At 63.0% G+C, this 22,807-nt stretch carries 18 protein-coding genes and 1 riboswitch; of the genes, 9 read left to right on the top strand and 9 right to left on the bottom strand.

Annotated features, from left to right (window positions below; translation table 11 throughout):
• Nucleotides 1-36 precede the first annotated feature (36 nt).
• Nucleotides 37-2,034 carry an XVIPCD domain-containing protein gene (locus AC06FA_RS15195; protein WP_478069041.1) on the top strand — a complete coding sequence of 666 codons (1,998 nt, stop codon included), beginning with the start codon at nt 37-39 and terminating at the stop codon, nt 2,032-2,034.
• A 279-nt stretch (nt 2,035-2,313) separates the two neighbouring features.
• Nucleotides 2,314-2,676, top strand: a complete 363-nt coding sequence (locus AC06FA_RS15190; RefSeq protein ID WP_478069040.1) for a glycine zipper 2TM domain-containing protein — start codon at nt 2,314-2,316, stop codon at nt 2,674-2,676.
• 55 nt (nt 2,677-2,731) lie between these two features.
• Here the strand turns inward: AC06FA_RS15190 and AC06FA_RS15185 are convergent, their stop codons facing one another.
• Nucleotides 2,732-4,705: a BCCT family transporter gene (locus AC06FA_RS15185; protein ID WP_478069039.1), complete on the bottom strand. Its 1,974-nt coding sequence runs from the start codon at nt 4,703-4,705 to the stop codon at nt 2,732-2,734.
• 62 nt (nt 4,706-4,767) lie between these two features.
• Nucleotides 4,768-5,868 carry a hypothetical protein gene (locus AC06FA_RS15180; protein ID WP_478069038.1) on the bottom strand — a complete coding sequence of 367 codons (1,101 nt, stop codon included), beginning with the start codon at nt 5,866-5,868 and terminating at the stop codon, nt 4,768-4,770.
• Nucleotides 5,869-6,025: 157 nt separating this feature from the next.
• Between AC06FA_RS15180 and AC06FA_RS15175 the strand changes: the two genes are divergently transcribed.
• The 3 genes from AC06FA_RS15175 (at nt 6,026) to pnuC (ending at nt 10,239) form a co-directional block, all read left to right on the top strand.
• The gene (locus tag AC06FA_RS15175; RefSeq protein WP_478069037.1) at nt 6,026-7,153 is read left to right on the top strand and encodes a phosphotransferase enzyme family protein; all 1,128 of its coding nucleotides are present in this window, start codon (nt 6,026-6,028) and stop codon (nt 7,151-7,153) included.
• A 156-nt stretch (nt 7,154-7,309) separates the two neighbouring features.
• A riboswitch (TPP riboswitch) is annotated at nt 7,310-7,405 on the top strand.
• Between the two features lie 72 nt (nt 7,406-7,477).
• Nucleotides 7,478-9,658, top strand: a complete 2,181-nt coding sequence (locus AC06FA_RS15170; protein ID WP_478069036.1) for a TonB-dependent receptor — start codon at nt 7,478-7,480, stop codon at nt 9,656-9,658.
• Nucleotides 9,659-9,666: 8 nt separating this feature from the next.
• Nucleotides 9,667-10,239 (top strand): nicotinamide riboside transporter PnuC, encoded by a 573-nt coding sequence (pnuC, locus tag AC06FA_RS15165; RefSeq protein ID WP_478069035.1) that lies wholly within the window; start codon nt 9,667-9,669, stop codon nt 10,237-10,239.
• Between the two features lie 105 nt (nt 10,240-10,344).
• On the opposite strand, the gene AC06FA_RS15160 is transcribed toward pnuC, so the two are convergent.
• Nucleotides 10,345-11,319 (bottom strand): Dyp-type peroxidase, encoded by a 975-nt coding sequence (locus AC06FA_RS15160; protein ID WP_478069034.1) that lies wholly within the window; start codon nt 11,317-11,319, stop codon nt 10,345-10,347.
• Between the two features lie 158 nt (nt 11,320-11,477).
• Between AC06FA_RS15160 and AC06FA_RS15155 the strand changes: the two genes are divergently transcribed.
• Nucleotides 11,478-12,398, top strand: a complete 921-nt coding sequence (locus tag AC06FA_RS15155) for a DUF6624 domain-containing protein (RefSeq protein ID WP_478069033.1) — start codon at nt 11,478-11,480, stop codon at nt 12,396-12,398.
• Between the two features lie 133 nt (nt 12,399-12,531).
• On the opposite strand, the gene AC06FA_RS15150 is transcribed toward AC06FA_RS15155, so the two are convergent.
• The 6 genes from AC06FA_RS15150 to AC06FA_RS15125 all read right to left on the bottom strand — a co-directional run bounded on the left by AC06FA_RS15150 (nt 12,532) and on the right by AC06FA_RS15125 (nt 17,097).
• Nucleotides 12,532-13,104, bottom strand: coding sequence for an OmpO family porin (locus AC06FA_RS15150; protein ID WP_199911434.1), 573 nt, complete (start codon nt 13,102-13,104; stop codon nt 12,532-12,534).
• Between the two features lie 560 nt (nt 13,105-13,664).
• Nucleotides 13,665-14,015, bottom strand: a complete 351-nt coding sequence (locus AC06FA_RS15145) for a hypothetical protein (RefSeq protein WP_478069032.1) — start codon at nt 14,013-14,015, stop codon at nt 13,665-13,667.
• The gene (locus AC06FA_RS15140; protein ID WP_478069031.1) at nt 14,012-14,470 is read right to left on the bottom strand and encodes a hypothetical protein; all 459 of its coding nucleotides are present in this window, start codon (nt 14,468-14,470) and stop codon (nt 14,012-14,014) included. The genes AC06FA_RS15145 and AC06FA_RS15140 overlap by 4 nt, the downstream gene beginning before the upstream one ends.
• A gap of 31 nt (nt 14,471-14,501) precedes the next feature.
• Complete coding sequence (locus AC06FA_RS15135; protein WP_478069030.1) at nt 14,502-14,777, bottom strand: hypothetical protein; 276 nt, start codon at nt 14,775-14,777, stop codon at nt 14,502-14,504.
• Complete coding sequence (locus AC06FA_RS15130) at nt 14,774-15,592, bottom strand: hypothetical protein (RefSeq protein WP_478069029.1); 819 nt, start codon at nt 15,590-15,592, stop codon at nt 14,774-14,776. The genes AC06FA_RS15135 and AC06FA_RS15130 overlap by 4 nt, the downstream gene beginning before the upstream one ends.
• A 197-nt stretch (nt 15,593-15,789) precedes the next feature.
• Nucleotides 15,790-17,097, bottom strand: a complete 1,308-nt coding sequence (locus AC06FA_RS15125) for a hypothetical protein (RefSeq protein ID WP_478069028.1) — start codon at nt 17,095-17,097, stop codon at nt 15,790-15,792.
• Between the two features lie 888 nt (nt 17,098-17,985).
• Between AC06FA_RS15125 and AC06FA_RS15120 the strand changes: the two genes are divergently transcribed.
• The 3 genes from AC06FA_RS15120 (at nt 17,986) to AC06FA_RS15110 (ending at nt 22,661) form a co-directional block, all read left to right on the top strand.
• Complete coding sequence (locus tag AC06FA_RS15120; protein WP_478069027.1) at nt 17,986-18,783, top strand: KilA-N domain-containing protein; 798 nt, start codon at nt 17,986-17,988, stop codon at nt 18,781-18,783.
• A gap of 876 nt (nt 18,784-19,659) precedes the next feature.
• A complete protein-coding gene (locus AC06FA_RS15115; RefSeq protein ID WP_478069026.1) occupies nt 19,660-20,202 on the top strand; it encodes a hypothetical protein in 543 nt (180 codons plus the stop codon).
• Nucleotides 20,199-22,661, top strand: a complete 2,463-nt coding sequence (locus AC06FA_RS15110; protein ID WP_478069025.1) for a hypothetical protein — start codon at nt 20,199-20,201, stop codon at nt 22,659-22,661. Before AC06FA_RS15115 ends, AC06FA_RS15110 begins: the two co-directional genes overlap by 4 nt.
• Nucleotides 22,662-22,807 lie beyond the last annotated feature (146 nt).

Below are 22,807 nucleotides of genomic sequence, written 5' to 3'. Positions count from 1 at the left end.
GCAGTGGCCGCTCCATCAACCCCAGAGGAAAACGTCATGGCACAACGTGACTACAGCAGACAGGAAGTTCTCGACATCATCGAACAGGTGGCGCAGCGCAAGGGCATTCCCAGCGAGGACTTCCTGCGCTTTGCCCATATCGAGACCGGCGGCCAGTTCGACGAACGCGCGCACAACAACCGCACCGACGCCAAGGGCCTGTTCCAGTTCCTGCCGTCGTCGGCACGCCAGTACGGCCTGAGCGGGCACGAGTACGACCCGACCCGCAACACCGAAGCGGCCGCGGACATGTTCCAGCGCAACCTGGCCGACATGGAAAAGCGCCACGCGCGCACCGGCCACCCGTACCTGTCCGGTGAAGCATCGCCCACCGGCCTGGACCTGTACCTGGCGCACCAGCAGGGTGCGGCCGGTTACGGTTCCATCCAGACCGCCATCGCCACCGGCACCTTCGGCGTGGTGCGTGATGGCCACGGCAACCCGATCGACATGCGCCCGCGCATCATGGGCCAGATCGGCAGCGACATCGAAGCGCTGACCGGCCACACCCGTGCGGAAATGCGCACGATGAACGACAAGGACCTGGCCAGCACCTTCGCCCAGTACTACGACCGCAAGTACGACGGCATCAGCATTCCGGAAAAGAACATCGCCGCGATCAGCGCCGATGCGCCGGCGCGCAGTGCACCGGTGCAGGCTGCTGCGGGCCCGACCCAGAGCGTGCCGGCGCCCACCGCCGCCACCGTGTCGGCTGCAGCCGCTGCCAACCAGGACAAGCCGGGCATCGCCCTGACCGCCGCTTACGATGCTGGCGTGAAGTACGACGATGTGAAGTACGCGATCAACATCGCGTCCAGCCAGTACTACCGTGGCAACGGCATTACCGGCAAGAATGTGGACCAGGGCTACGTGGACTGCTCCGGCTGGGTCGGCACGATGCTGAACAAGACCCAGGACGAGATCAACCAGAAGGCCGGCCACGCCGTCTATGGCGATGCCGACAAGATCAAGCTGGGCTTCGCCGGTTCCGGCGGCATCGTGCAGCAGGCCTACAAGGATTCGGGCGTGCTGCTGCAGCGCGACGACATCCTGAAGCCGGGCGCGCTGCAGGAAGGCATGGTGATCGGCCTGGATACGGCCAAGACCAAGCACGAGCACTGGAACGGCATCGACCACATCGTGATGGTGGTGCGCGATCCCAACACCGACAAGCTGCTGATCAGCCAGTCCACCGGCAAGCTGGGCGTGCACACCATGCCGGTGGAGGACTACCTGAAGCAGGTGGAAAACCATCCGAACTGGAAGCTGTTCGCCTCCGACCCACTGCACAAGGCGCGCGACCTGCTGGAAAACCGCAGCCAGACCCAGCAGCACGAACAGGGCAAGGACGTGCCCGCGCAGACCACCGCCAGCGCCCCGCGCAGCGAGATCCATCGCAATGGCGACCACAGCGAAGGCGTGCGCAAGGCGCAGGAACAGCTGGGCCACCTGGGCTACGTGGGCGCCGACGGCAAGCCGCTGTTCGAGGACGGCAAGTTCGGCCGCAACACCGAAGCAGCGGTGCGCCAGTTCCAGAAGGACAACGGCCTGGCCACGGACGGCATCATCGGTCCGAAGACGCTCGATGCCATCCACGATGCGCGCGAACGTCCGCTGCTGAACGACGAACGCCACCCGCGCAACCCGATGTACAACCAGGCCGTGCACGGTCTGGAGCAGTTGCCGCCGGGTACGTTCAAGGATCGCCACGCGCTGGAAGCCACCGCCGCCACGCTCACCCGCGACGCCCACGCCGCCGGCCTGCAGCGCATCGATTCGGTGGTGCCCAGCATGAACGGTGAGCGTCTGTTCGCCGTGCAGGGCGCGATGGGCGACCCGGCTGCGGTGCGCGCCTCGGTCGATGCCAAGGCGGCCAGCGAACAGAGCGTGGCCCTGAGCAGCGGCGCGGTGCAGGGCGCACCGAACGTGCTGCAGCAGCAGGACGATCAGCAGCAGGAACAGGTGCGCCAGAACCAGCGCGCGATGGGGCACTGAGGCCAGCGTTGCCGGCTGTGGGTCAGGGCCCTTTCCTGCGGAAAGGGATCTGACCCTGGGGTCGGATCCCGTCCGCAGGACGGGCTCCGACCCTTCTGTTCAGCGTTGTCCTTTCAGGCGGGCTTCATGGCGCATGACGCTAGATGAATGCGCACGCCGACCGGGTGGCCCACGCAATGTTCCGGCAATGTCCGAAGCCCAGCGTGGTACCTGCGGCAGCCACGGCGCCCCGGCGCCTTCCCTGCCCCGCGTGGCATGCCCCCAACTGGAGACCCGAACATGCTCAATACGTCCTCACTCAGCTTCCGCAGCCTCGGCCTCGCCCTGGCGCTGCTGGCCGGCCTGGCCGTGGTTGGCGATGCCAGCGCGCTGTCGCGCAAGGACAAGCGCACCGTGGTCGGTGCCGTGGTGGGCGGCGTGGCCGGTCACCTGATCTCCAACGGCGACCCCACCGCCACCGTCGGCGGTGCCGTGGCCGGTGGTGCGATCGGCAACCTGACCACCAAGGACCGCCACGACGACCGTCGTTACGACCGCCGCTATGACCGCCGTCATGGCTACGACCGCGGCCACGACCGCCGTTACTACCGCCACGATGATCGCCGCTATCGCCACGACCGCGGTCGCCACCGCGGCTGGTAAGTACCACCGGCAATACCCGGAACGCCGGCCGCACTGACGGCCGCCGTTCTGCTGTTCAGCGCACGTGGTCCAGGAACTGCCGGTGGCGTGCGTACTGGTCCAGCACATCGTGGATCAGCTGCACCCGGGTCCAGCCCATCACGTCGTAGTCCTGCCCGCCCTCGCGCAGGTACACCTCGGCGCGGAAGTAACGCCCGGCCTTCGCCGCACGGCGCGGGTCCTGCAGGGTGAAGCTGGGCGGCTCGTACGGCTGCGGCCGCACCGAGTAGAAGAAGTCCATTTCCTGGCCATGGCCCACCTGCAGCCACGCGCGGCCGTCCTCGCCCAGGGTCACTTCGACCTCCAGTTCCTGCCGGCGCAGTTCACCGGCCACATCCTGCAGGGCCGGCATCACCTGCTGGTCGATGAAGCGCAGCACCTCGGCCTGCACCGGGTTGTGCGCCAGCAGACGCAGGCGTGCCCGCCAGTCGTCACTGGTGCCCGGCAGGATGCGTGCGTCGCGGATGATCGAGCGCTTGGTGGCATCCAGGCGCATCGCCTTCAGCAGCCCCCAGCACATCAGGATCATCACCAGGGTGAAGGGGAACGCGCTGGCGATCGTCGCCGCCTGCAGCGATTCCAGGCCACCGGCAAACAGCAGCGCCACCGCCAGCGCGCCCACCAGCAACGCCCAGAAGATGCGCTGCCACAGCGGTGATTCCTCCTCGCCCCTGGAGGTGAGCATGTCGATCACCAGTGCTCCCGAATCGGCCGAGGTGACGAAGAACAACCCCACCAGCAGCACCGCCAGGCACGAGGTTGCCAGCGTCCACGGCAGGTGGCGCAGGAACTCGAACAGGGCCATGGAACTGTCTGCAGAAACCGTCTGCACCAGCTCCTGTACGCCCTCGGTGCGCACCATGAACAACGCGGTGTTGCCGTAGATGGTCATCCACAGGAAGGTGAAGCCCAGCGGCACCAGCAGCACGCCCACCACGAATTCGCGCACGGTGCGGCCACGCGAGATGCGCGCGATGAACATGCCCACAAACGGCGACCAGGCGATCCACCAGCCCCAGTAGAACAGGGTCCAGCCACCCAGCCAGCCGGTGGGCTCGTAGGCGTACAGGTTGAAGGTCATCGAGAACAGCTGCGACACGTACATGCCGGTGTTCTGCACCAGCACCTGCAACAGGTGCACGGTGGGCCCGCAGACCAGCACGAAGGCCAGCAGCGCGGCGGCCAGGATCATGTTCAATTCCGACAACCTGCGCACGCCGCTGTCCAGGCCAGCCACCACCGAACCGGTCGCCACCAGGGTGATCACCGCGATCAGCACCACCTGCACCAGCGTGCTCACTTCCAGCCCGAACAGGTAATTCAGGCCGGAGTTGATCTGCATCACGCCCAGCCCCAGCGAGGTGGCCAGGCCGAAGATGGTGCCCAGCGCGGCGAAGGTATCCACGGTGTGGCCGATCGGCCCGTGGATTCGTTCACCGATGAGCGGATACAGCGCCGAGCGCACGCGCAGCGGCAGGTTGTGGCGGAAGCCGAAGTACGCCAGGGCCAGCGCCACCACCGCGTAGATCGCCCAGGCATGCACGCCCCAGTGGAAGAAGGTGATGCGCATGGCCTGGCGCGCCGCTGCGGCCGATTCCGGCGTGCCGGTGGGCGGCGTGGCGTAATGCATGATGGGTTCGGCCACGCCGAAGAACATCAAACCGATGCCCATGCCGGCGGCGAACAGCATCGCGAACCACGAGGCATAGCTGTAATCGGGGCGGCTGTGGTCCGGGCCCAGTTTGATGCGGCCATAGCCGCTGACGGCCACGCCCACCACGAACACCAGGAAGCCGGCCACGGCCAGGATGGTGAACCAGCCGGCATCGTTGGCGGTCCAGTTCTTGGCGGCGGTGAACCAGCGCGTGGCCAGGTCCGGCGCGAAGATGGCCAGGGCCAGCAGGGCGATGACGATCGCCGCCGTGGGAATGAATACCTGCGGCAGGATGCGCTGCCTGACGGGGGTGGGGTGCGGAGCGGAGCTCGGCATGTCGTCCTCCGTGAACGGAATTGCGTGGAAGGAATACGCGGCGGACCGCGATGAAGGGCGTCCTAGAAGTAGAAACCGATATTGAGGTTCAGGCGGGAGTGCCAGCGTGAGGGCCCGTGCGGGTCCAGGCCGATGCCATCGCCGCCGGCGAACCACATGTTCTTTCCGGCGATCCAGTCGATGTAGGTCAGCATGCTGCCCTTGCCCAGGCTGCAGCCGATGACGTTCTGCCACGACGAGCGCATGCCGGGCTGGCGCTGCAGCGGGCGGGTCATGCTCAGGTTGTTGTAGCAGGTAATGTCATCCAGCCACCGCTGTTCGCCGAACGAATAGGCCACGTTCATGCTGGGCACATCGGCCTTGCGGGCAATGTCGAATGGCGCCTGGAACGCCGACAAGGCGATGGTCGCGCCGGGAACCCCGTAGTGGTAGCGCGCCCACTGCAGCTGCGTGGTCCAGCCATCGCGCGCCCATTGCGCATGCACGGCCATGCCGTGGTGGTCATGATGGCGGCGCGTTTCCACGTTCTGCACCGAACCGCTGAACGCCGAGGCTCCCAGCAGCAGGGTTCCGCCGTGCCACTCACGGTCGTGTTCATAGCGCAGGTTCACCCGATCGCGCTCGCGATAGGGACGCTCCGGGGTGCGCGCTACATCGAACGAATAGCGGTCGTAGCGCGCCGCGTCGCCGTACTCATCACCGGCAAACCAGCCGACATGCCAGAGATGGTGGCCGCTGCGATGCTGCAGCACCAGGCCGGGATCGTAGTCATCCTCGATGCCCAGGTAGTAGCCGGCGCCGAACCAGAAGCTCTGCGATACCGTGGGCAGCAGGCCGAACGGCACCTGCTGGATACCCGCACGCAAATCGGTGTCTTCGTTGAACTGCCAGCCCGCATAGGCGTGGTGGACCGCATCGAAGCCGTCATACCAGCGGTACTGCGCCGAGAAGAACAGCGGCCCGGCACCGGCATCGATGTCGGCACGCAGCAGTTCCAGCTGCAGGCCGCTGGTGGGGCCGTAGTCCAACCACCCATAGTTGAAGCGGACGGCGCCGCCTGCGTCGAACCACGGTTCCGCATCGGGATCGTGGGGCTGTGCCAGCGTCGGGCCGGCCGAGGCACACGCCAGTGCGCCTAGAAAAATCGGGAAAAAACATCGCACGGGTATGTTCCGGTGCCTCCCTGTTTCTGGAACGGAAGCCTGCCAGTGTAACCGGCACGTTATGGTGCCCTCTTCACCGGGCCAGCGCAGGAACGCGATGCGGGCGCTACCATGAGCGCGCTGTGCTGCTGCCCACCCGATCTGCGAACGCGCCACCATGACCGATACTTCCCACCGCGTGCAGGGCCTGAACAACGATGAGGTCGCGGCCGACTGGCCGGCGATTTCCGCGCAGGACCTGGCCTGGTTGGGGCAGCGCTACACGCAGCTGGGCAGCACGGCCACGCTGCAATGGCACAGCCCGCGTCCGCTGTCGGCGGCGGCGATCGCCCGTGGCGAACACGGCGCCGTCTTCATCAAACGCCACCACCACAGCGTGCGCAGCGCCGCCGTGCTGCAGGAAGAACACCGTTTCATTGCCCACTTGGCGGCGCGCGAGGTACCGGTGGTGCAGGTGCTTGCTGCAGACGACGGGCAGACCGCGCTGGAGCACGGGCGCTGGACCTATGAACTGCACGCGGTGGGCGCCGGCTCGGACCTCTATCGCGATGCGCCCTCGTGGACCCTGCTGACCGACATCGCACAGGCGCAGGAAGCCGGCCGCATGCTGGCCCGGCTGCACCGTGCCGCAGCCGATTACCACGCGCCACAGCGCGGTACCCATATCCTGGTGGCACGCGACGATCTGATCCGCGCCCACGATCCCATCGCCGCGCTGCAGGCCAGCCTGCCCGATCGCCCCGGCTTGGCCCGCTACCTGGCGCGCATTCCCTGGCAGGCGCAGCTGCGCGAGCACGTGCTGCCCTGGCATGCCGGCCTGGCCGAGAAGCTGCAGCACGAACCGCGGCTGTGGGCGCACAACGACTGGCACGTCTCCAACCTGCTGTGGAACAGCGACGGGCAGATCGCCACCGTGCTGGATTTCGGCCTGGCCTCGCCCACCAGCGCACTGTTCGACCTGGCCACGGCCATCGAGCGCAATGCGGTGGCCTGGCTGGAACTGCAACGCGGCGCCGACGCGGTGCGCAGCGATATCGCCCTGGCCCTGCTGGCCGGCTACCGCCAAGTGCTGCCGCTGTCGGCCGAGCGCGTGCATCTGCTGGCCGACCTGCTGCCGATGGTGCATTTCGACTTCGCACTGTCCGAAGTGGAGTACTTCGAAGGCATCACCGGCTCCACCGCCAATGCCGACGTGGCCTGGCAGCCGTTCATGCTCGGCCACCCGGCCTGGTTCCACAGCGCGGCCGGACAGGGCCTGCTGCAGGCGTTGCACGCCGCTGCATAGCGGCCTACAGCCCTGGGGTCAGAGCCCTTTCCTGCGGAATAGGATCTGACCCTTCCATACGCCGCCCCGGGGTCGGATCCCTTTCCACGGGAAAGGGCTCTGACCCCCTGCCCCGTGCCCGGGCTCGCAAATCCGTACGGTTTGTAGTGAAATGGTCACCTGAAGCGGGGGTGCCTGGATCTGCCAGGCTGAGAGAGTCCCTTGGAACCTGATCCGGTTTGCACCGGCGTAGGGAGCTTTGAGCAGCGGTTGCACCCCCGTTCCCTGGGCCGGTGCGTCCGCGCGCCGTCGCTTCGTCTCCCTTGCTGTCAGAAGACGAACCGAATGAACCGCTGCCTGCGCCCCACCCTGCTCGCTCTGGCCCTGTGTGCCGCCCTGCCGCTGCATGCCAGCGAGGCCGCCACCGATGCCGCCTACACCTCCGATCGCTCGCCCACCGATCTGGCCGCCGTGCGCGTGCAGGCCGGCAAACCTGCTTCTGCCAGTTCGCGCGCCAATGCCTTCGGCGGTGGCAGCTGGAAGGACACCCCGGCATCGGTGAACGTGCTCGACCGCAGCTACCTGGAACAACGCCAGGTGCGTTCGCTGTCCGAGCTGGCCAGCAACGATGCGTCGCTGGGCGATGCCTATGCACCGGTGGGCTACTACCAGAACGTGGCCATTCGTGGCTTCGCGCTGGATGCGGCCACCGGCTACCGCTTCAACGGCCTGTCGATGGCCGGCGAACAGCGGCTGGCGCTGGAGAACGTGGAATCGGTGGAAATCCTGAAGGGCGAAGCCGGCCTGGCCGCCGGCGTGATGGCCCCCGGCGGCATCATCAACTACGTGGGCAAGCGCCCGGCCGAAGTGCGCACGGTCACCCTGGGCACCGATTCGGAAGGCTCCCGCTACGCCGCCGTGGACGTGGGCCACTGGCTGACCCCGCGCTTCGGCGTGCGCTTCAACGCCGCCTGGGACGCCAGCGAGTCGTACATCGAGCACCTCGATGGCCGCCGCAACTTCTATTCGCTGGCCGCCGACTGGCTGATCGGTGAGCGCGGCAAGCTGGAAGTGGACGCCAACTACCAGACCAGTTCGCAGCGCTCGGCATCGGGCTACCAGCTGCTGGGTGCCAGCGAGCTGCCGCGCGGCGTGGACCGCGACCACCTGCTGGGCTACCAGCCGTGGCAGATGCCGGTGGGCATTGCCAGCACCAACATCACCGTGCAGCACACCTACGACTTCAGCAGCGCCTGGCAGTCGCGCGTGGCGCTGGGCCACAGCCGCACGGTGATCGATGACAACGTGGCCTTCGCCTACGGCTGCTACTACGCCGCGCAGTGCGCCGACGGCAGCGTGCCAGGCAACTACTTCGCGCCCAACGGCGACTACGACGTCTACGATTACCGCAGCCCCGACGACACCCGCCGCAACCAGCAGGCCCGTGCCGAACTGCGCGGCCGCTTCAGCACCGGCAGCGTGGGCCACGAGCTGAGCCTGGGCGGCGAGACCTACCGCCGCACCGTGGACCGCCGCCCCAGCGTGAACGAGTACGTGGGCACCACCAACTACCACGACGGCCAGGTACCGGTGTTCGATCCTTCGCCGTTGCAGCCGGGCCCGTCCGCACGCCGCCTGGACAGCCGCCAGAACGCGTTCTTCGCGCTGGACCGGCTCAGCTTCGGCGACGATTGGCAGTGGCTGGCCGGTGGCCGCTACGTGCGCCTGGACGAACGCGCCTACGACAAGCGCGGCAACCCGCAGCGGCACAGCCGCCTGTCGCGCTTCCTGCCGCAGACCGCACTGGTGTGGAAAGCCACCGACCAGCTGAACGCCTACGCCAGCTACGTGCGCGGCATTTCGCTGGGGCAGGAAGCGCCGTTCTGGACCAGCAACGCCGACACCTTCCTGCCGGCGGTGGAATCGCGCCAGCTGGAAGCGGGGGTGAAGTACGCGCCGAACGAGGCGCTGAGCGTGGGCGCGGCGGTGTTCCGCATCAGCCAGCCCTACCAGTACGCCAAGCCGGACGACAGCGATGTGGGCTTCACCTTCGTGCAGGAAGGCCAGCAGACCCACACCGGGCTGGAGCTGACCGCCAACGGCCAGCTGACCGATGCGCTGCAGGTGGTGGCCAGCGCCAGCGTGCTGCGCGCCCGCGCACGGGATGCCGGTACGCCCGCCTATGAAGGCCACCAGCTGGTGAACGTGCCGAAGGTGCGCGCCAGCGTGCACCTGGCCTACGCACTGCCGTTCGTGCAGGGCCTGCAGGTGACCGGGGGCTGGCGCTATGCATCGGCCAACGTGGCGCGTGCCGATGGCGCGGTGCGTGCACCGGACTATTCGGTGTTCGACGCCGGCCTGCGCTTCCAGCACCGCCTGCACGAACGTGCGGTGACCTGGAACCTGTCGGTGGACAACGTGTTCAACCGCTTCTACTGGCGTGACACCGGCAGCAGCGCCGGTGATTACTACCTGTTCCCCGGTGCGCCGCGACAGGCCCGCCTGTCGGTGTCGTTCGCGCTGTGAACGGAGCCGTGCTCGAGTGGACCGCCGCGCTGTGCAGCGTGCTGGGCGTCTGGCTGATGGCCCGGCGCCGGCTGTCGGCGTGGCCGGTCGGGCTGCTGTCGGTGGCGCTGTACGGGCTGGTGTTCGCCGAAGCCAAGCTGTATTCGGACACCCTGCTGCAGGTGATCTTCGGCGGTTTCCTGGTCTATGGCTGGTTGAACTGGCGCCAGCATGCCGCCGATGAAGGCAGCATCCGCATCGTGCCGCTGGCGCGCGGCACGCTGCTGCGCGACCTGGCCATCGGCGTATGCGGCGGCGTGGCGCTGGGCGCGGTCATGCACAGCTTCACCGACGCCGCACTGCCGTGGCTGGATGCCCTGCTGACCGGCCTCAGCCTGGTCGGCCAGTGGTGGCAGGCGCGCCGGCATGCGGCGTGCTGGTGGGTGTGGATCGCCGTGGACGTGGTGTACGTGGGCACGTACCTGTTCAAGTCGCTGCACGTGACCGCCGCGCTGTACGTGTTCTTCCTGGGCCTGGCGGTGTTCGGCCTGCGCGCGTGGCAGGCCGCCGCGCGCGCGCCGCAGGTCGCCTCGGCCCGGTAGAGTCGAGCTTGCTCGACTGCGCAGGTGCGCCGGGCCGCGCGGGTTCATCCACGCATGGCGTGGATCTACGAGTGCGCCGCGGGTTCATCCACGCATGGCGTGGATCTATTCAGCCAGGTCGGCCAGCACCTTGCGCGAGGGCGCGAAGAAGGTGACGCCGGTGACCGCCGTCGAGAAATCCAGGATGCGATCGTGCAGCGGCGCCGGATTGCCGATGAACATGCGTTCCAGCATCTGCTCGATCACCCACAGCCGGCGCGTGTAGCCGATGAAGTAGGTGCCGTACTCATTGTGGCCCGGGCGCGCGAACGGCATGTTGTCGCGCAGGATCTCGTGCTCGCCGTCGGCATCCTCGATGGTGCACAGCGTCTTGTGCGACTTCTGCGCATCGGCCGGTGCATCGTCCAGTTCCATGTTGTCGTGCTTGGTGCGGCCGATGATGGCTTCCTGCGCTTCGGTCTTCTGCGCGCGCCAGGCCTGCAGGTTGTGCAGGTACTTCTGCACCACCACGTAGCTGCCACCGGCATGTTCGGGGTCTTCATCGCCGACGATGGTGGCCTCCGGCAACGACAGCCCTTCCGGGTTGGCCGTGCCATCAACAAAGTCGAGCAGGTCGCGGCCATCGAAATAACGGAAGCCGGCCACTTCATCTACCGTTTCCACCGCATCGCCGAAGGCCAGCAGCAGGTTGCGCTCGAACGCCACGATCAGGTCCTGGGTGCGCGCACGGATGTGGTACAGCAGGTCGCCGGGGGTGGCCACCGCGGTGTGGGTGGCGCCCTGGATCTCACGGAATGGCTTCAACTCGCGCGGCGGCGTGCTGCCCACCAGCGGTGCCCACACGCGATGGCCGATGGCCACGTTGCAGGTGAACGTGCGCTCGATCTCGCGGATGGCGGTGTTCTTGATCAGATCATCGGTACTGCCCAGCACCTGCCGCACCGTGGCGATGGAATCGGCATCGTCCTTCACCTTCAGCACCAGGAAGGCCGCGCAATGGGTCAACGGCGCGGTGATCTGCTGCGGCTCGTTGTCCAGCGTGTGATTCAGGGCGGTGATCGGGGCGGGCTGGGAATTCATGGAACATCCTGCTGGCTTGAGGCGGCGATCATAGCCGAACCAACACCACCACGATGCCAGCCTGGGTAGAGTCGAGCTTGCTCGACTGCCGTTCGCGCGGCGCGGCCCCGATTTCATCTGGCAAGATGTCTGGACCACGCTTCAGGGAGGACAGCACGATGGCATCCATCCGCACACGCAGACACGCTCCGGTACTGTTCGCACTACTGCTCGGCGCGACCTGCACCGGCCATTCGGCAGAGACCGGTACGTTCTTCAGCGCGCTGCAGCAGTACCAGGGCGACAACTTCAAAGGCTGCGCCGCTACGCTCGGCGCGATGTATCAGCAAGGCACCCGCTTTCCTGATGCGGGCGAACTGCTGCTGGTCGAGTGCACGGCGGCCGCTGGCGACCACGCCGCTGCGATGGCCTACGTCGCTTCGCTGGTTGAGCAGGACCGGCTGCCCGTCGATGATCTGCTGCACAAGGACCGTCCTGGCCTGAACGCGCTGCGCGCTGATCCGGGCTGGGAGCGTGTGTTGGCACGCGTGGAAGCGACGCAGACGCAGCGGGACGCGCAGTTGGACGTAGCGTTGCGCAACGAACTGCTGGAGCGCGAGGCCCGCGACCAGGCCGAGCAGCACGCCGCCATTGCGACCGGGGGCGACGAGGCCTTCAAGCGCATCGGCCCGTTGGCCAAGGCCAATGCGGAGTGGTTGAAATCGGTGATCGCCGAGAAGGGATGGCCGACACGATCAAAGGTGGGCCGCGATGGCGCCAAGGCAGCATGGCTGCTGGTGCAGCACGCTGACCAGGATCCTGCCTTCCAGGCAGACGTACTGCCGCTGATCGAACAGGCCGCCATGGCGGGCGAGGCCGATCGGGCTGACGTGGCCCTGCTGACCGACCGCGTGTTGGTGGCGCAAGGCAAACCGCAACGCTACGGCAGCCAGTTCGTGCGGGGCGACGACGGCGCGATGCGGCTGCGCCCCACCGAAGACATGCCCGGCCTGGATGCACGGCGCAGCGCCATGGGGCTGCCCACGCTGGCCGAGTACAAAGCCATCCTGGCCGACAGTTACGGCGCGCCCGTGCGTTGATCGCCTGGGCGGGCCTACGCACCGCCGCGAGCACTGAAAAAAAGAAGCCCGGCACAAGGCCGGGCTTCGGATGGCATGCGGGAGAGAGAGAGAGTCACATGCCACTTACACGCACTAACGACAGAGCGATGTCTTACCAGCTGAAGCGCGGACCCACGAACCACTCGCGGTCGCCCGCCTTGGCCAGCTTCACTTCGCCACTCAGGCCCCAGTTCTGGTTGAACTTGGCGGTGGCGCCGACGCGGCCGTAGAACTCGCCTTCCGGATTGATGCCGTGCTTCTTGCTGTAATCCTCGTAACCGGCCAGCGCATAGCCTTCCAGGTACGGGTTGAACGCGGTACGCAGACCCACTTCGGTGGAGTAGCCGTTGAAGTCCAGGCCGTGCTTCAGGTCGAACTTCTGGTACGCAACACGAGCCACCAGGTCGGTGTTCGGTGCGATGCCATAGTTGTAGCCGGCACCGATGCGCCACTGGGCCACATCGTTCTTGAAGGTGTCGGTTTCCTGCTTGCTGTAGTCACCGAAGACCGAGAAGTTCGGGTGCACTGCAACCGAGCCCTTCACGCCCCAGCCATCGGCGTCGCCGCCCTTGGCATCGGTGTTCACGTAACCGCCTTCAACGTAGTTGTACGACAGGCCATCGGCAGCCGATGCAGCGAACGGCAGGGCAGCCAGCAGACCCAGGGCAAGCAGCGAATTCTTGATCATCGGGACACACCTTTAATTATTTTTGGTTTCGTCGGCCGCCTCCGGGGAGAGGGAGAGAGGAGGCGGTCGACAGGTGTGAATTATCCGTTTGCTGGTGAAATCGCCCCTGAATATTGTACTGACCAGTACATGAATGAGGTTGCCGTTCAGGGAACTTGTAGCGGTTTGGCCGTAGCCATGCCCCCATAGTTCGTGTCGATTGCACAAACTATGGGAGCAATCACCTACACAGACTATGGGGACAAATGTGAGCGTGAATCAGGGTCCGCCACTCGCTGGTCCCCGGCTCGCCGAACCTGGCGAGGTTCAGTGGCGAGGCCTGATGGTCACGCGCCGAGTGTAGGCCATCACTGATCGGAACAGGCGTTGCGCACATGACGCAAGATGCATCTGGCAAGTGGCCACACACGATCGCGTGGCAAGGGCGCTACTACCGGGGAGCGGCGGGCTCGCGGGAGCATGCCGTGCGTTGGGTCGAGCGATAGATCTTGGCGCGCGGCAGGGACATTTCTGGAAATATGCCGCGGCGGCGATAGGGCGTGCAATCGATCACAGGTTCAACGAGCCTTCTTGGGGCTCGTCACTGCCTTATCTATGCGGCGCTTTCGGGTGCTGCCTGATGGTTGCTGCTCAGCGAGCCTTGCCACAATCACGTGATCCATCCCTACAGAGAGGCGATCCCGGCCGCGCTTGAAGAATTTCGAAGGACCGTAAGCCAATTGTTCGCCAACGCCGACGATCAGAAACACCTGAGTGCCAGATACATCAATTCCTTTGCACGGCTTTGGGTGAGCGCGCCATTCGCGACGGTCGTCGGTAGCGAGGACGAGGCTACGGTTGGGCTCCCCAAGGAACAGCACATCACCCTTTTCATCCCGACCAGCACCGACTTCAACAGCTGAGCTCATTGAACGGTGGCCAGCTGTGCGCAAGATGCGGCCAGGTATCCCATGAAGAACGATTCCGTCCCCGGGCTGTAGCGACGCTTTTCCTCCAGCCATGTGATATCTGCTTGCGCATTCATTAATGCAGCAAACAGAAAATTCTGAGCTGGATCGAGCTTGTATCGATCAACTATCGCCTTGAAGTATGGATCATCGCTGGAACCCGTTCTCCGATACTTCGCCGCCTGGTTGGTGACGCTCCCCAACTGCCCCGCTTCTTTTGCTTCCAAAGCCGCGGCTGAGCTCTTCAGGCAAGCGATGCTGATCATGCTGCGCTCCTCGTTGCCCTTCATCATGTCACGCAACTGCAGCTGGACCTTTGGGGTAGATTCCGATTCCTCAGGCGCTGCTGACGCACCGAGCGGGCTACTGACCGTTACAAGGAAGAGAAGCAGGCGACTGACAATCCGTGTAGACATGGTTCGTTTCCTTACTTTCAGAACCCGACCCTCACGGGTCAAATGGTATTAGCTCCACCCGGTCGGTTCCCCAGTAGTGATTGAGGGCGGATTGTAGTGCTTGTGGCACGTCGAAGGCGGTGGTCGGCGCTTTTGCAATGGTCCGGCGGTCTCGTGTGATGATCCAATCGTAACGATCCTCGCCATGATCCAGGAACACGCGTATTTCATAGCGTGAGGACTCCTTGACTTCCACCGCTAGCCAGACGCTGCCATCGCTATCCGTGCTAATAAGAAACTTGAGCTCTTCGGCTGCTGACCTATTCATAGCGCAAAGTCCACATAGCCGAGTGCAGACAACGCACGAAGGCTGTTGACCTCCGTGGCAAATTTTGTACTGATGCCATGCAAAACCGCATGGCGATTCAGCCCGTCAAAATCGGCAGGAAGATCCTTCGTATCCTTCGAAAAAGGGCTGTCTTCTGCATATGGTGCTAGAAAGACCCAGTCCGCAGAACCGTCTTCTGCTGTCTTGGCCAGGGTACCAATACCCCGATCCTTGCGCTTCGAGAAGAGCTGCCGTCCGCTTCTTCGGTCGTAGACAATACCGTCCGCTTGGATCAGAAAAACAGGGACGCTGAGCGCGTACTTCCCTGCCTTGTGAGCCTCCCATGCGTCTTGGATGTGCTGGGCACGATCCGGTGCGTTGGCGCACACCCGGGAGACAATGGCGTCACCTTCAGCCTGATAGTAGGCAATCAACGCAGCCTCTGCATCCGCCTCTTGGCCTGAAGAATAGTCCTCACCGAGCCGTATGACCGACGATAGATCCATATCGCTATCGATAAACCAGCCCTGCTGCACGATGCCGCGGATGCCGTCTCGAAGCATGTCATTCGATGCTTTGATCATGGCACCTATCCCCTCGAGGGAGGAGCGGGCTTCGTTAAGCTTTACAACAAACGGACGAATCGTAGCCCCAATACCGCGGAGCATGGCCGGCAGAGTCTGGGAAGCATCGAGGACAGGCTGCATGGCTGCGGTGCACCTCTCCCGCAGCCGTGCGGTTTCCTCGGGGTTTAGCTTTGCAATGGCGTCAAGGTTGATGCTTTTGCGTAAGCGGGGCAACGGCTCAACAGGCATGGTCACGTTCCGATGTGGATGCCCTCAGTCTACGGCAGTTAAGGAGGCAGTCTTGGACTGGCTTGTATGTGAAGTGATGTCCGCTATCGGCCGCAGGGCGTCATGCGACCCATAGCCGCCGTTCACGGTTACGTCCAACATTCCCCCGAACCTCTATTGCTACTCAAAACCGGGTGCACGTCGGGTGGCAGGTCGGCCTACGATGCCGGCCCCTCTTCGTCAGCCTCCTCGTCGTCAACAACACCATCTGCCTCCCCGGCAACGAACCCACACATCTCCATGAACATCCAGGCGCGCATCCAGTTGTTCACCTCGTCGACTTTCAGGGTGCTAGCGTCTTCGTCGCCTCCGCCCGCCTTGCGGATGTACAACGCTTGTAGGGAGGCCACGTACGCCTCGCGGAAGATGCCGGTCGGGCGGAAGCCAAAGTTGTGCGTGAAGACCACTTCTTGAAGCTCGCGAACCATACCCTCCCATAGAGGCACCTCGCGCTCGCATTCGGTTCCGTGCGCCAGGCAATCGTCAATAGCGCGCTTGGCGAGGCGCAGCAGCCGACCTTCGAAGGCGTACCGCGGACTCTCCATGAAAATGTCGCGATGCTGTTCGTCCATCTGCTCGAGCATCGGGACTGAGCGCTCGGGATCGGCCACCAGGAACGGGTTGACGGCACACACAATCAGGCTATTGCGGTAGTACCGAGGGAGCTCTTTCCAGGGCTTGCGGACGAACACGAATCCGTGCAGCTGCTCGGCCTCCATTAACTGCGCGGCATACGTACTCAGGGCGCCCAACGCCTCGCGGGTGTAATCGTTGAGGTTTCCCTCATCCTCCTCACTGTCGTACCAGCCTTTTAGGTCGTGGAACGAGGCGACAACGCAGCCCATCGCCTGGTGCGATAGCAGCCTATTTGCGAAGTAGCGGAAATCCTCATCTGTCGGGACATACAGCTCCAGCTTCAAGCTTTCAAGCGTCTGCTCCGAAAAAATTGGGCGGTAAGCGATGACGTCCCGATTGGAGATGAGCAGGTCATACAGGTACGCATGGCGAGTAATTTTCGCCCCCATGGGCGCCACCAAAACGTTGGCGATGTCTGCCGGCCCCGAAAGCGCAAACATTTGGGCAATGTAGTTGCTATAGGCTAGCAACTCAGAGAACGCGTTCCGTTCGGATGAACTGCCGACCTTGAGCTCAAGTACGAAAATGCCGTCTTCGTGGTAACCCAACAAGTCGAGCTGCATCGGCTTGGTACTGTCCGTGGGCAGGTCGACTTTGCTACCGACGAACGTTCCGTAGCGAACGCTATCGTGGATGCGATCGATGCGCTGCAAAGCGCGCTGCTTGATGATGCGCCACAGCTCGAAGCTGCCCTCCTCATCTTCTACTTCGGGCAGTAAGGCGCGGCCTTCCAAGGCTTGAGTCAGCTCGGTCGAGTCCATCACGACCGTTTCCATGCCCATCGCCAACAACTGCTCGTGTACTTGTTCTTCAGAAAAGGGGATGGCCACTCAATCGCTCCCGTTGTGGTTCGCCGATGATGACATCATCGAATGCATCCATGGCACCGCCGAGCGGCTGACGACATCCGACGCTCGCTGGCGCAGCGGCGGCTCAACACGGCGTTCGATGTCTCCTTTTGGCCGGAAGTGGACCCTCGGTGCACGCTCAAGGACTAGGCGCGGTCTCTGGAACAGGCGGCAAGCGGCCAGCTGTTGGCTGCGGTCTTACGGCCTAGAAAGGCACTAGTTCAGTTCAGTCCCGCGAGTCCGTTTAAACGGCAGGTCAGTACGACTGGTCAAGCCGGGATGGCCACAGTCGACCAAAGGGAACCTGGACCAATCTGCCGTAGACGATGCGGCTCGGCCGCTTGTTGCCTAGCGGAGGAGCGTCGCTACAGCGCGCCAAAACTTATGCACAGAAATATCCACAGCACACAAGGTACAGGCCCTGTGAAGCTGGCATTGTTCTGTTTCGGGAGAACGCTGTATTGCCAAAATGGCGTTTCGCGGGCTTGACTGCGCAGATCGTTTTGGCAGGTCGAGCTGCATTATTTTCCGTACAGCTGTCAATGCGCCCCCAAACCTTTGTGGCACAACGGATTCGAGAATTTCACTACATTTGGCGTTGACGGCGCTAAATGGCCTCACTATCTTGTGGCCGTCGGGATTCCCCGGCCACCGTCGGGGCAATAAAAAGCCCCACCTAGTTGGCGCTAGGCAGGGCGGTGTTACGCAAGCAGTGCCGAGCAGTGGCAGCAACTTACCTAGAAGTAACGGAGCGAATCATACGCCGTATGACATACGTGTCAATTGATCGTTACTAACGATTTGTGACGCGCATCGTAGTTCCGCTAGTTGAGGCCAGTGTTCGCCTGCCAAATCAAGAGGCAAGGCGAGATGACCAGCAACACTCAGCAGCTGTCGCTGCACCTGATCCATCGTCAGATGGAGAACACCCTGATTGAGCAGCGCAAGCTCGACGGGTACATCAACGCAACCGCCATGTGTCAGGCGGTCGGCAAGCGTCTTGGGCATTACCTTGAGAACGCCACGACGGCGGCGTTCTTGGCAGAGCTTTCGACCGATGTCGGAATTCCGACATCGCTTCTCGTTCAAGTAGTTAAGGGCGGATCTGGACCGCAGGGTACCTGGGTACACCCGGACGTCGCTGTCCACTTGGCTCAGTGGCTGTCGCCGAAGTTTGCGGTAGCTGTGGCACGTTGGGTACGGGAGTGGCTGTCTGGGCGCCAGCCTAGTGGCGCTCCTGCGCCTGGCCTCCCGCATCACATCCAGCGCTACCTTGCCAACAAGGACCAAGTTCCCTACACGCACTTCTCTATCCTGAACGAGCTGGCGATTTCTTTGATCGCCCCCCTCGAGGCTCGAGGTTACACGCTGCCCGAACGCATGGTCCCTGACATCTCTGAAGGCAGGATGTTCGCCAAGTGGCTGCGAGACCAAGGGGTAGACACGTCCAAGATGCCCACCTACAAGCATCGCTATACAGACGGACGAGTCTGCGATGCAAAGATGTACCCGATCGGCTACCTCCATGCATTCCGCCTTCACTTTAACGAGGTTTGGTTGCCCAACAAGGCTCACCAGTATTTCCGCGAGCGTGACCCGGCGGCGCTTCCCTATCTGGATAAGATTCTGCTCGAAGCACCTGGCGCAACAGGGCTGCCTGCCGCTTGATCTGTATGGTCCCTGCCCAGAGCGGGCAGGGATCTTTATGACCAAATCTACACCTGAGAGCGACGTCAATGGCATACAGCGATGAGTGGGAAGATGAGCACCTGACCAAGACGGGGTGGGTCAGTGGAAGCTACAAGCACGACTATGGGCGTGGAGAGATACGGCCCATCCCGGCAGATGCAGTCCTAACCGTACGACGCCACGTTTACGTGGGTGCCATGGGTGCAACTCCTTCGGTGGATGTCAGCGAGACTGTTCTGTCACCTGACGTGGAGCTGATCAAGGAGCTTCGTAAGAAGTTTGGCGAGCCCACTTTCGCCTGCTAGCAGCGAGAGCGAACAAAGAAGTCTTCGGCCTCAATCACGGCCTCTACAACGGCCGGGCGTAACCTTTTGGCAGTATCCGATTCAATGTTCTCCCTGGCGAATGTCACCTCGCCTTGCATCATTGCGTCTACTGAACTGATCTACCACGAGCATCTCAGGACTAGGGGGATTCCATGCAGACCCAGAGAAGACAGACAGAAGGTAACCTGACGCTCAGGGACAGCCTCGCTCTCTACGGGCAGGTGACGAGAGATATTGTGGTCGCAGTTGGTGGCGACCTGCGCTTGTACGGTATATGCGCTCGAAACCTGACTGTTCAAGAGGGCGGAAAGGCCGTCATCCGCGGGATGGTCTGCGGGCAGGCTCTTAACGATGGTGGGGATCTTCAGGTGCTAGGGACGATCGTTGGATCTCTACGAACATCAAGTGGCAACACAGAGGTCAACTCTTCCGCAAGTGTTCTTGGTGGCTGCATCTAGTACTTCATCGCGGCCGAATCGGTTCTGCGCTGTGGCATCACTGCGGTACACCTAAATGGGAGTGCGACGGCATGACGCCAATCGTAATTGACGCCCTGCAGCACCTAGCCGATGCGGTCGTCAATCTGCTCCAAGACGAGCACCTGAGGTATGCAGCCCCAGGGGAACGCGCAGTCGTGGCGGAGCTGTATGTGCGTCTCCGGGAGCGATTTCCGGAGTATCGAGTCAGCAACGAATACGATCGCCGCGGTCGAGCTGTCAAGGAACTGATCTATGCCGACGCGGCCGGCAACATTAATTATGCCCATATCGTGCCGGACCTTATCGTCCATCGTGTCGGCGCACAGGACCATAACTTGTTGGTCGTTGAGGCCAAGCGCCACATCAATCGTGACTTCGCCAAGGACATCTGGAAGCTGCGTGGGCTGACCGACCAAGGCGGACCCTACGCTTATTCAGTGGGAGTGCATTTGGTGCTCAACATTCCTGCCAGTCGCGTGTGCCGTGCTGATGTGTACATAGATGGAGAGATAGACGCTGAAGCGACGCAATGGTTTAGACGCCACTTCGTTGGAGTCGTGTACGACCAGCACGAGGACGAACCAGCACCATGACGAGCTTCCCAAGTCCTAGCAAGGCGCAAAAACCGTCCCGCGAGAATCACTACGTTCCCGAATGGTACCAGCGCGGGTTCAGCGTTGCTGATGGCGACAACTGGTTTCTCGACATTGCTCCCCCGCGCCTCAGGCCCGACGGTACAGCGATTCTGGCGAGACCGCGACAGCGCCCCCCCAAGGCCTGCTTCTGGCAGAACGACCTATACATCACACGCTTTGGGGAGCACCTCAACGACCAGATCGAAACAGTGTTGTTCCAGGGTATCGACGACTCTGGCGCCAAGGCAGTCCGAGCATTCATAGGCGGCGACGCCGCGCAGCTCCACGACCAGTACCAGCCGATGCTGGCATACCTAGGAGCGCAGAAGTTGCGTACACCAAAGGGCTTGGAGTGGATCCGCAGCCGATACCCGGCGCTGTCCCAGATCGAGCTAATGCGGGAGATGCAGCACCTTCGCCAAATGTTCGGCACCCTTTGGGCCGAGTGCGTGCATGAGGTTGTATCGGCTGAGGACTCTGAAGTGAAGTTCTTGGTCACCGACCATCCAGTCACGACCTTCAATGCCGGTCTTCCGCTCGACGCATCGTTGCTTAACCTGTCGCGTGAAGCGCCGGTCACGTGGAATGGGACGCAGATACTGTTTGCGCTGGACGCCAACAATCTTCTAATCCTGACGCACGTTCCTTACGCCAAAGATCCAGACAGCACGGAGCTGACGGCGAAGCGCATCAATGCCCGCTACTTCGGACACACGATGCTACGTACCGACGCCCTGATAAGGGGGCGACGCTTCGATGCCGATGCGGTAATCGCAGTGAATACCTGGCTCAAGGCACGCGCACACCGGTACATTGCGGCAGGAGAGCGAGACTGGCTGTACCCGGAACACTCCGCCCAGGTGGACACGGCAACCCTCGCTCGGCTGCTGCTTCCCCCGAAGCAGGAACTGTGGCGCTACGGCGGCGAGATCTACATCGGCTACAAGGATGGCAGTTTTGGCTATCGCGACTCCTACGGCCGCACGTCACGAGATCACGAGCTTGTTGCAAAAGCACCACCCGCCGCTACACCGGCGCCCACGGACCGGTGCCCGTGTGGCGCAGAAGTCATGTTTGGCGCATGCTGCGCAAGAGTTAATCCTTGGGAGCGCCCGCCGTGGGATGTATTGAGTTTGCGCGAACGAAATCTCGCCTTTCTTCGGGCAATTGGGGGTGTACTGGAGCTGACGAAAGATGAGTCATGGCAGAACCTCCAGCGTACGATCTCCGACGATCAAGTCTCCACGCTACATCGCATTTCCCGCAGTCTGTGGCCAGAAGGGACGGACCTAGCTTCGCTGCTGTTACGCCCCGGCGGCGGTGGCCCACGGGCGATCTACATGGGCCCATCTGACCCCCGAACCGCTGGCGAGAGCATAGTAAGCCTAGCACCAATGTTTGATCAGGTGCTAGTAATGGATCCCGTTCTCGCTTCTCGTAATCTACGACCTGAGTACAGCCCGATCACTTCGCCTGCGCAGCACAAGCAACAGTTCCTCAAGAACATCATGTTCTGGTTGATGCTTGAGCCGTTGATCCTCACCGGCAAAGTACTGGTGTTCCCGGACCCAAGCGACCTTAACCCTGAGTTCGAGTACGCCATGCGGACAATGGCAGAGGAGCGCACTACCAAATGGCGCTTGGACCCGCAACAGCTCGACGAGCTTAGCTGGATGCTTCGCGACGACCTCGAACGCTCGATGCTGCAACTACCTGACCGTGCCCTACTTTCATTGTTTAAGGATGCCGCGCCAAATCACGTAGAGGAGCATTACCTCGGAGCCTTGGCGCAGATGCGGCGCAAGGGCGAGAATGATCCGCTGGCGCTGCTCCAGATCCTGGAAGACGCGAAGGCACTCTCACAGCTTTTCGTGGTTCGCTGCGTAAATTTGGAAGTTGCGCTATTCATGGCGCGGATCAGCGATGCCGTGATAGTGACGGATGTGCGTGCTCTGTGGGAGCACCTTCATCTTCATACTCGTGCAGGGCAGCCGCCGCCCCCTGTGCGGAAAGAGATCGCAATCGAACTCAACGCGCCGATCAATCCATTTGAGGCGCTAGCGGTGGAAGCAACCGAGGCTGCTGCAAAAGTCCGCGTATCGCTCGGCAGCCTACTTGCCGCCACTAACATCGCAGTCCCCAACGCTGCATCCGAGTTGGTCGAAGCCCTCCGCACGAGTTGCAGAGCACTCGGGAGGAGCGTGCGCATCACATGCAAGGGAATACAGGCAGCGATGCACATAACACCATCTATGCCGCTTAACGGATTTGAATCGCCGACGACACAAAGGCTACTGGTCTCTTTTGGACATGAGCGGGCCCCAGTCACGGTAGGGCTGGCGCTGTTTCGGCACACCGAAGGCTATGAGCGTGCCAGTCGTGCCGATGCTCCGGACCAAACGGGCATCGGAACCTAGGGGCTGCCCTGATCACTGCTACGACTATCAGCGCCCAATACAGTGGAGGCAGATCGAGCCAGTGCCGCAGAGGTCTCCATTGGGATGCGGAACTGTCTAGCAACGCGCTTCACTAGATCGGATTCCTCAATGCCGTCCTCAATCAT

This window comes from Stenotrophomonas sp. Steno-C17, assembly GCF_056393165.1.
The sequence above is the reverse complement of the archived record's forward strand: the minus strand, read 5'-3'. Positions and strand labels throughout refer to the sequence as shown.

Excerpts from the sequence above, each read along its gene's own strand:
- AC06FA_RS15160 (WP_478069034.1), bottom strand. The coding sequence starts at position 11,319 with ATGAATTCCCAGCCCGCCCCGATCACCGCCCTGAATCACACGCTGGAC.
- AC06FA_RS15185 (WP_478069039.1), bottom strand. The coding sequence starts at position 4,705 with ATGCCGAGCTCCGCTCCGCACCCCACCCCCGTCAGGCAGCGCATCCTG.
- AC06FA_RS15140 (WP_478069031.1), bottom strand. The coding sequence starts at position 14,470 with ATGTCTACACGGATTGTCAGTCGCCTGCTTCTCTTCCTTGTAACGGTC.
- AC06FA_RS15110 (WP_478069025.1), top strand. The coding sequence starts at position 20,199 with ATGACGAGCTTCCCAAGTCCTAGCAAGGCGCAAAAACCGTCCCGCGAG.
- AC06FA_RS15170 (WP_478069036.1), top strand. The coding sequence starts at position 7,478 with ATGAACCGCTGCCTGCGCCCCACCCTGCTCGCTCTGGCCCTGTGTGCC.
- AC06FA_RS15155 (WP_478069033.1), top strand. The coding sequence starts at position 11,478 with ATGGCATCCATCCGCACACGCAGACACGCTCCGGTACTGTTCGCACTA.
- AC06FA_RS15175 (WP_478069037.1), top strand. The coding sequence starts at position 6,026 with ATGACCGATACTTCCCACCGCGTGCAGGGCCTGAACAACGATGAGGTC.
- AC06FA_RS15145 (WP_478069032.1), bottom strand. The coding sequence starts at position 14,015 with ATGAGCTCAGCTGTTGAAGTCGGTGCTGGTCGGGATGAAAAGGGTGAT.
- AC06FA_RS15130 (WP_478069029.1), bottom strand. The coding sequence starts at position 15,592 with ATGCCTGTTGAGCCGTTGCCCCGCTTACGCAAAAGCATCAACCTTGAC.
- AC06FA_RS15190 (WP_478069040.1), top strand. The coding sequence starts at position 2,314 with ATGCTCAATACGTCCTCACTCAGCTTCCGCAGCCTCGGCCTCGCCCTG.
- AC06FA_RS15135 (WP_478069030.1), bottom strand. The coding sequence starts at position 14,777 with ATGAATAGGTCAGCAGCCGAAGAGCTCAAGTTTCTTATTAGCACGGAT.
- AC06FA_RS15120 (WP_478069027.1), top strand. The coding sequence starts at position 17,986 with ATGACCAGCAACACTCAGCAGCTGTCGCTGCACCTGATCCATCGTCAG.
- AC06FA_RS15115 (WP_478069026.1), top strand. The coding sequence starts at position 19,660 with ATGACGCCAATCGTAATTGACGCCCTGCAGCACCTAGCCGATGCGGTC.
- AC06FA_RS15195 (WP_478069041.1), top strand. The coding sequence starts at position 37 with ATGGCACAACGTGACTACAGCAGACAGGAAGTTCTCGACATCATCGAA.